Below are 6,134 nucleotides of genomic sequence, written 5' to 3' on the forward strand. Positions count from 1 at the left end.
GTCGTGGGCGGGGTGACGGGCGTGGTCGGAGCCGGGGTGGAGGCGGACTGGCCGAAGGCCACCGCGCAGGCGCCGGAGCCGGTCACCGCCTGGGTGGCCGTGTTCACCTGGCAGGTGAAGGGCGAGGTGACGCCGCCGCGGGTGATGCTGCCCACATAGTCGATGACGCCGCTGCCGGGCGTCACGCTGGTGAAGTTGACCGTCGCGGGATTGGGGCCGAACTCCGGCCCGCCGCTCAGCTGGATGTTGATGTCATTCAGCCCGCGGATGGTGGTGATCACCGTGGTGCCGTCGGTGAGCGTCACCGTCGAATTGGCCGCCTGGGCAAGCGCTGCGCCGGCGGGGGCGCAGAAGGCGATGGTGACGGCCGCCAGGCCGGACAGGAGAGGACGCATCGAGAAAGACCCTTGGGTGGCGAACGACGAACATGAGTTTCGCCGTCACCTCGACCATGGGTCGCCGCCTGTCCGCATGATCCATCCGGACTATGCGGGCTCATTTTCGCCCGTCCCGCCCCAAGAAAAAGGCGGCGCGGACAAGGTGTCCGCGCCGCCCCTTAAGGCCGTGGCTCTGACCGAGATCAGAAGCGGTACTGCAGCTCCACGCCGAACGTCCGCGGGAAGTTCAGCTTCACCGTCTGGCGGAAGGTGCCGAGCCCGGTGACCGAGGACGGGGTCGAGCTCTGCCACGCCACTTCGTCGGTCACGTTCTTCACGAAGCCGATGATGGTGTAGCGGTTCTCGCCATCGCGCCACAGGGCCCGCAGGTCGAGGTTGTCGCTGGAGGGCGAGGTGTAGCGCGGCGAGCCGAACACCCCGGTCTGCATCTCGCCGGTATAGGTGTAGGTGGCGCCGAGCGTCAGGCTGCCCGGGGTGAAGTCGATGGTGTAGTTGGCGCCCACATTGACCTTGTGCTCGGGCGTCATGGGCAGGCGGCTGCCCTCCAGGCTCTGGTTGCGGCTGCCATTGGCCAGCGGCGCGCCCACCGGGCGGGCGCCCGGTTGAAGAGCCCGCGGATCGTTGGTGTCCACATAGCAGCAGCCGTCGGTGATCTCGGCGTTGATGTAGGCGTAGGAGCCGAAGAGCTGCAGGCCCGGCGCCACGGCCCACTGACCTTCGACTTCGAGACCCCAGTTGCGGGCGTCGAGGTTGAGGAACTGGGTGCCGGTGGAGCCCGTGGTCTGGTTCAGCACCACGGTGAGCGGGGCCTGGAAGCCCTTGTAGTCGGCGTAGAAGAGCGCCGAGTTCAGCTGGAACACCCCGCCCCAGGTCCGCTTCAGGCCGAGTTCGTAGTTGTCGACATATTCAGCGTCGGCATAGGGGAAGGGCGTCAGGCCGTTGGAGGCCAGCCACCCGCCCGACTTGTAGCCGCGGCTGTAGCGGAGATAGGCGTTGGTGGCGCTGTCAGGCTGCCACTGGACGCCCAGGGTGCCGGTCCAGGCGTCGTACTCGGCCGAGAGGTCACGCTCCAGCCCGCCGCTCTGAACCTGACGCAGGTTGCGATAGAGCGGATTGGCCTGGCAGCTGGCGATGGTCGGACCGCCGCAGACCACGAAGGTGGTGAAGTCGACCGCGATCCCCTGACCCACGGCGGCCGGGACGCCGCCCACGCCGTTGCCGGCGGGGCCGGCGGCCAGAACCGTGGTGGTGGTGTTGGTCCGCGAGACGTAGCGGGCGAAGTCGGTGCCGCGCTTCTCGTCCTTGGTCCAGCGCAGGCCGGCCGTAATGGTCCATTCTTCGTTCAGGTCATAGTCGACCTGGCCGAAGACGGCGTAGGAGTCGACTTCCAGCGTACCGTTCACGAACAGATAGTTGCCGTCCGGATTGGGCGGAGCGGCGCCGCCGGTGGCCAGGTTGAGGGGGTTCTGCATGGACGGATCGCCCAGCACCCTCAGACCCTGCGGCTGCGCATAGCTCTGGTGGTACTGATAGATGCCGGTGATCCACTGCAGCGGCCCGTCCGAATTGGAGGACAGGTTGATCTCGTTGGACCACCACTTCTGGTCTTCTTCATAGAAGAAGCGCTGGTTGGGCGAGACATTGGTGGCCGTGTAGGCGCCGAAGGGCGTGGCCGCCGGCACGTTGAAGAGACCCGTCCGCGCCGAACGGTCTTCATCGCCGTTGGTGTTGTAGACATAGGTCTGATAGCCGCCGAGATACTTCAGCGTCGCCCCGCCCAGATCCCAGGTCAGGTCGAAGTGCAGGCGATGATGCTCGCTCAGCTTGCCTTCGTTGGTCTGGTTGGTGTTGATCTTGAAGGGATCGGCGGTGGCGGGATTGACGCCCGCGAAGCCGAAGGTCGGGTTGTAATACAGCGCCGAGTTGCCGAGGCCGGTGATCGAGGCCGTATCGTAGGGATTGATGACGGCTTCGTGGACGTTGCCCACCCCGTAGCTGTCGTCCCAGTCGAACTTGGTGTAGCGCAGCCGGGCGACGATGTTCTCGCCGAGATCGGCCTCCACCTGGGCTTCGATCATGTAGCGCTTGACCGCGCTGGTGTCGCCAGCCGGGCCGATATTCTCGATGAAGCCCTCTTCCCGGCGCTGGAGCGAGCCGCCCAGCAGGACCCGCAGGCCCTCGGTCACCGGACCCGAGACCAGCACGTCGGTCTGCCAGGTCCCGTAATTGCCCACCATGCCGCGGACTTCGCCCTCGAACTCGTAGGCGGGCCGCTTGCCGATGATGTTCAGGGCGCCGCCGATGGAGTTCCGGCCATAGAGGGTGCCTTGCGGGCCGCGGAGGATTTCCGTCCGCTCGATGAACAGCGACGGCGTCGAGGAGTCGGCCATCGAGTTGGAGAAGATGCCGTCGGAGTACAGCGCCACCGACGGATCGGTGCCGATGGCGTTGGTCAGGCGGCCGAAGCCCCGGATCGAGAGACGGTCATTGTTGGTGTAGGCGACGCTGGGGGACACCCGCGCCAGATCTTCCACCGTAGCCACGCCCAGGACGTCGCGCCGCTCGCTGGTATAGGCCGTGACGGCCACGGGCACGTCCTGAAGGCTCTGGTCGCGGCGTTCGGCCGTGACCACCAGCTCTTCAAGCATGACCGCTTGTTGCGCGAGGGCAGGGGTGGCGGCCGCCATAGCCGCGGCCGATGCCCCCATGACGAATAGGCTGCGCAAGCGCAGGATGTCTTTCATTGTTTTCCTCCCAGCCGCCGCAGGCTCTTGAATGGCCCGTCGTGCGAAATTGATAAGGGTCAAGCTGGAACAGTCGAACACTGTTCGGATAGGCGAAATTTCACTGAGGCGTCACGGCGCACCTGACAGGCGAGTTCACCGCCGCGTCATCAGGATTTCCAAGCCCCGCACGGCTTCGTCCACGGTGGCGGTCTCCATCCGACCGCCCGCGCCCCGCGCCAGGGCCAGGGCGGCGATGCCCCGGGCGCAGCACCAGATGGCCTGGGTCACCTGACGCACCTGCTCGCGCGCCACGCCGGGTTCGAAGTCCATGGCGATGGCCCGGTGCATCTCGGCGCAAGCGGCCGCCTCGGCCTGCACCACCTCATCGCGGCGGCCGGTCTCGCGGGTCTCGTACATCAGGCCGTAGAGGGCCGGGCGATCCTGGACGAAGCCCAGATAGGCCAGGCCCGAGGCCCGCAGTCCGCTGGCCGTGCGGCTGTCCACGGCGGTGCGAATGGCCTGGCCGAGATCGCGGAAGCCGTCCACCGCAAGCCCCCCCAGGAGGGCCTGCTTGTCGGCATAGTGGTAATAGACCGTGCCCAGGGCCACGCCCGTGCGCCGCGCGATCGCCCGCAGACTGAGCGCCGCCGGACCTTCGGACTCCAGCAGGGCGCTGGCCGCCTGAGACAGCTGCGACCTCACATTGCCCACATGGTAGCTGCGTCGTCGCGCCAGGGTGGCGGGCGTGGAAGCATTGGCCGGTGTCGTCTGCGTGGCGCCCATCGGCCCGCTCCGATCAACTCATGAACAGCGGTAACCTAGGCCTATTGACGCAACGGCGCCCAAGTCTTTGCGCAACAGCCGTCTGCAATCGTCCCCAGGAGCGCTCAGCGCAGCGGGGCCAGGGTGGCGCCCAGCACCGCCACGAGGTCGCGGGGCGCCAGCTCCACCTGCAGGCCCCTCTGGCCGCCATTGACGAACAGGGTCTCCAGGCCGAGCGCCTCGATGGCGATGAAGGCCGGCGACGCCTTGCGCTGGCCGAAGGGGCTGATGCCGCCGACCTTATAGCCGGTCAGCCGCTCGGCCTCGGCGGCGTCCATCATCACCGCCCCCTTGCCGTGGGCGGCCTGGGCCAGCCGCTTGAGCGAAATGTCGCCATCCGACGGGGCGATGGCGCAGACCGGGCGGCCATCCACCCGGGTCATCAGGGTCTTGAACATCCGGCCGGGGTCGATCCCCAGGCTCAAGGCCGCGTGCGCCCCGATGTTCTGCGCCTTGGGGTCATAGTCATAGGTGTGGAGCCGGTAGGAGACTCTGGCCTGGTCAAGCTGCCGGGTGGCGGGTGTGGCGCGCGACATGGGGCGCGGCTTGGCGCGGCGTCGGCGCAAGGTCAAGACGCCGCTGGGCGGGCGCCGCGCCAGGCAGGCGCGCCAGGAACAGGCTGGGGGCGCCCCAGACAGGCGGCGGGCTCCTCACGCCCGGCCTCCGCTCACCGCGCGCAGAGCCGGCCTGGACGGCGTCTCGGCCCACAGTTCGTCCTCCCAGGCGTCCTCCCACCAGGCGCGGCCGGACTGGGCGCGGTTGCGTAAGGGCGCGTCGTCGATGACCCGCGCCACCTCGGCCTCGCGCTCGTCCCAGACCACGGCGATGTCCAGGCTGCGGGCCGCCTCGGCGGCGTTCAGGCGGCCTGCGGCCACCAGTTCGGCGGCCCGGTAGGGGGTCAGGTGTCGCCGCACCCGGGTGGCCGACAGGCGGGTTTCCCGGTCCGCATGGCTCACCACCGCGGCGATGAGGTCGGCGCTGGGCGGGGCGACCTGCGGCGTCAGGTCCAGCAGCGGGGCGCTGTCGTCCGCGGGCCTGCGGGCATAGGCGCGGGGGCGGGTGGAGCGGGTGGCGCGCATGGCGGTCTCCGTTGGCTTCGACACCTGGACCCTAGGACCGGGATGCGTCAGAAACGGTCGCAGGAGATTCGCCATGCGACACGAGAAGGCCGCCCTGCTGCTGGAACTGGCCCGCGCCCTGGCCGCCACGGCCGAGGGCCTGACCCTGGATGAGATGGCCGAGCGTATCGGGGTCGGTCGCCGCACGGCCGAGCGCATGCGCGACGCCCTGCGCGATCTCTTTCCGCAGATGGAGGACATCGACGACCCGCCCACCCGCCGGTTCCGGATCCCTGCAGGGCTGGACGCCCTGTTCCAAACCCCCGACGCCGAGGAGCTCTCGGCCCTGCGCACCGCCATCGAGACCTTCCGCGCCAGCGGCGCCCGCACCCGGGCGAGCGCCCTGGAGCAGCTGGAGGCCAAGGTGCTGGCGGCCATGCGTGCGCCGGCCCGCCGACGCCTGGCGCCGGACCTGGAGGCCGTGCTCCAGGCCGAGGCCATCGCGGTCGCGCCCGGCCCCCGCCCCTTCGAGGACGAGGCGGTGCTGCGCCGGGTGCGGGAGGCGATCATCGCCCTGCGGCGCCTGTCCTTCGACTATCTGGGCGGCTCCACCCCTGGCCGCCGGCGCGAGGTCAGCCCGCTGGGGCTGCTGTTCGGGCGCAGCAACTATCTGGTGGCCTCCGAGGGCGAGGCCGGCGAGCCGCGCACCTGGCGGCTGGACCGGCTGGCCGATGTCCGCCTGCTGGACCAACCGGCCGCCCCGCCGCCGGACTTCTCCCTGGCGGCCTTCGTCGATCGCAGCTTCGGCATCTATCAGGACGCGGTGGAGGATGTCCGCCTGAGGATCGCCCCCCATGGCGCCGAGGAGGCCCTGGGCTGGCGGTTCCACTCCACCCAGACCGCCACGCCGCAAGCCGACGGCTCGGTCCTCGTGGCCTTCCGGGCCAGCGGCATGCGGGAACTCGCCTGGCATCTCTTCAGCTGGGGCGACAAGGTCCAGATCCTGGCGCCGGAGCGGCTGAAGGCGATGATGGCCGAGCAACTAAGCTTGGCCTTGGCCGTTCACTCGTCCTAAGCAGATCGCATGCGCCCGGCCGTGAACCCTTGCCCTTCCCCTTCCCCCGCGGCAC

General features: G+C 69.2%; 6 protein-coding genes. 1 reads left to right on the forward strand and 5 read right to left on the reverse strand.

Annotated features, from left to right (window positions below):
• The 5 genes from V7D28_RS13235 to V7D28_RS13255 all read right to left on the reverse strand — a co-directional run.
• Positions 1-395 (reverse strand): hypothetical protein (locus tag V7D28_RS13235; protein ID WP_333587853.1); only part of this gene is annotated, 395 nt, incomplete at its 3' end.
• A gap of 185 nt (positions 396-580) precedes the next feature.
• Entirely contained in the window at positions 581-3,046 is a 2,466-nt protein-coding gene (locus V7D28_RS13240) for a TonB-dependent receptor (protein WP_333587854.1), read from the reverse strand.
• A 231-nt stretch (positions 3,047-3,277) separates the two neighbouring features.
• Complete coding sequence (locus tag V7D28_RS13245; RefSeq protein WP_333587855.1) at positions 3,278-3,907, reverse strand: TetR/AcrR family transcriptional regulator; 630 nt, start codon at positions 3,905-3,907, stop codon at positions 3,278-3,280.
• A gap of 104 nt (positions 3,908-4,011) precedes the next feature.
• The gene (ybaK, locus tag V7D28_RS13250; RefSeq protein ID WP_333587856.1) at positions 4,012-4,482 is read right to left on the reverse strand and encodes a Cys-tRNA(Pro) deacylase; all 471 of its coding nucleotides are present in this window, start codon (positions 4,480-4,482) and stop codon (positions 4,012-4,014) included.
• Between the two features lie 114 nt (positions 4,483-4,596).
• Positions 4,597-5,025 carry a hypothetical protein gene (locus V7D28_RS13255; RefSeq protein WP_333587857.1) on the reverse strand — a complete coding sequence of 143 codons (429 nt, stop codon included), beginning with the start codon at positions 5,023-5,025 and terminating at the stop codon, positions 4,597-4,599.
• Between the two features lie 73 nt (positions 5,026-5,098).
• Here V7D28_RS13255 and V7D28_RS13260 point away from each other — a divergent pair, with 73 nt between their 5' ends.
• Positions 5,099-6,079: a helix-turn-helix transcriptional regulator gene (locus V7D28_RS13260; RefSeq protein ID WP_333587858.1), complete on the forward strand. Its 981-nt coding sequence runs from the start codon at positions 5,099-5,101 to the stop codon at positions 6,077-6,079.
• The last annotated feature ends 55 nt before the right edge of the window (positions 6,080-6,134 follow it).

This window comes from Phenylobacterium sp., from assembly GCF_036723115.1.
Taxonomy (GTDB): Bacteria; Pseudomonadota; Alphaproteobacteria; order Caulobacterales; family Caulobacteraceae; genus Phenylobacterium.

What these genes read in the sequence shown, in the direction of transcription:
- V7D28_RS13240 (WP_333587854.1), bottom strand. Translation starts at nt 3,046, where the DNA reads ATGCTTGAAGAGCTGGTGGTCACGGCCGAACGCCGCGACCAGAGCCTT.
- V7D28_RS13245 (WP_333587855.1), bottom strand. Translation starts at nt 3,907, where the DNA reads ATGGGCGCCACGCAGACGACACCGGCCAATGCTTCCACGCCCGCCACC.
- ybaK (WP_333587856.1), bottom strand. Translation starts at nt 4,482, where the DNA reads ATGTCGCGCGCCACACCCGCCACCCGGCAGCTTGACCAGGCCAGAGTC.
- V7D28_RS13255 (WP_333587857.1), bottom strand. Translation starts at nt 5,025, where the DNA reads ATGCGCGCCACCCGCTCCACCCGCCCCCGCGCCTATGCCCGCAGGCCC.
- V7D28_RS13260 (WP_333587858.1), top strand. Translation starts at nt 5,099, where the DNA reads ATGCGACACGAGAAGGCCGCCCTGCTGCTGGAACTGGCCCGCGCCCTG.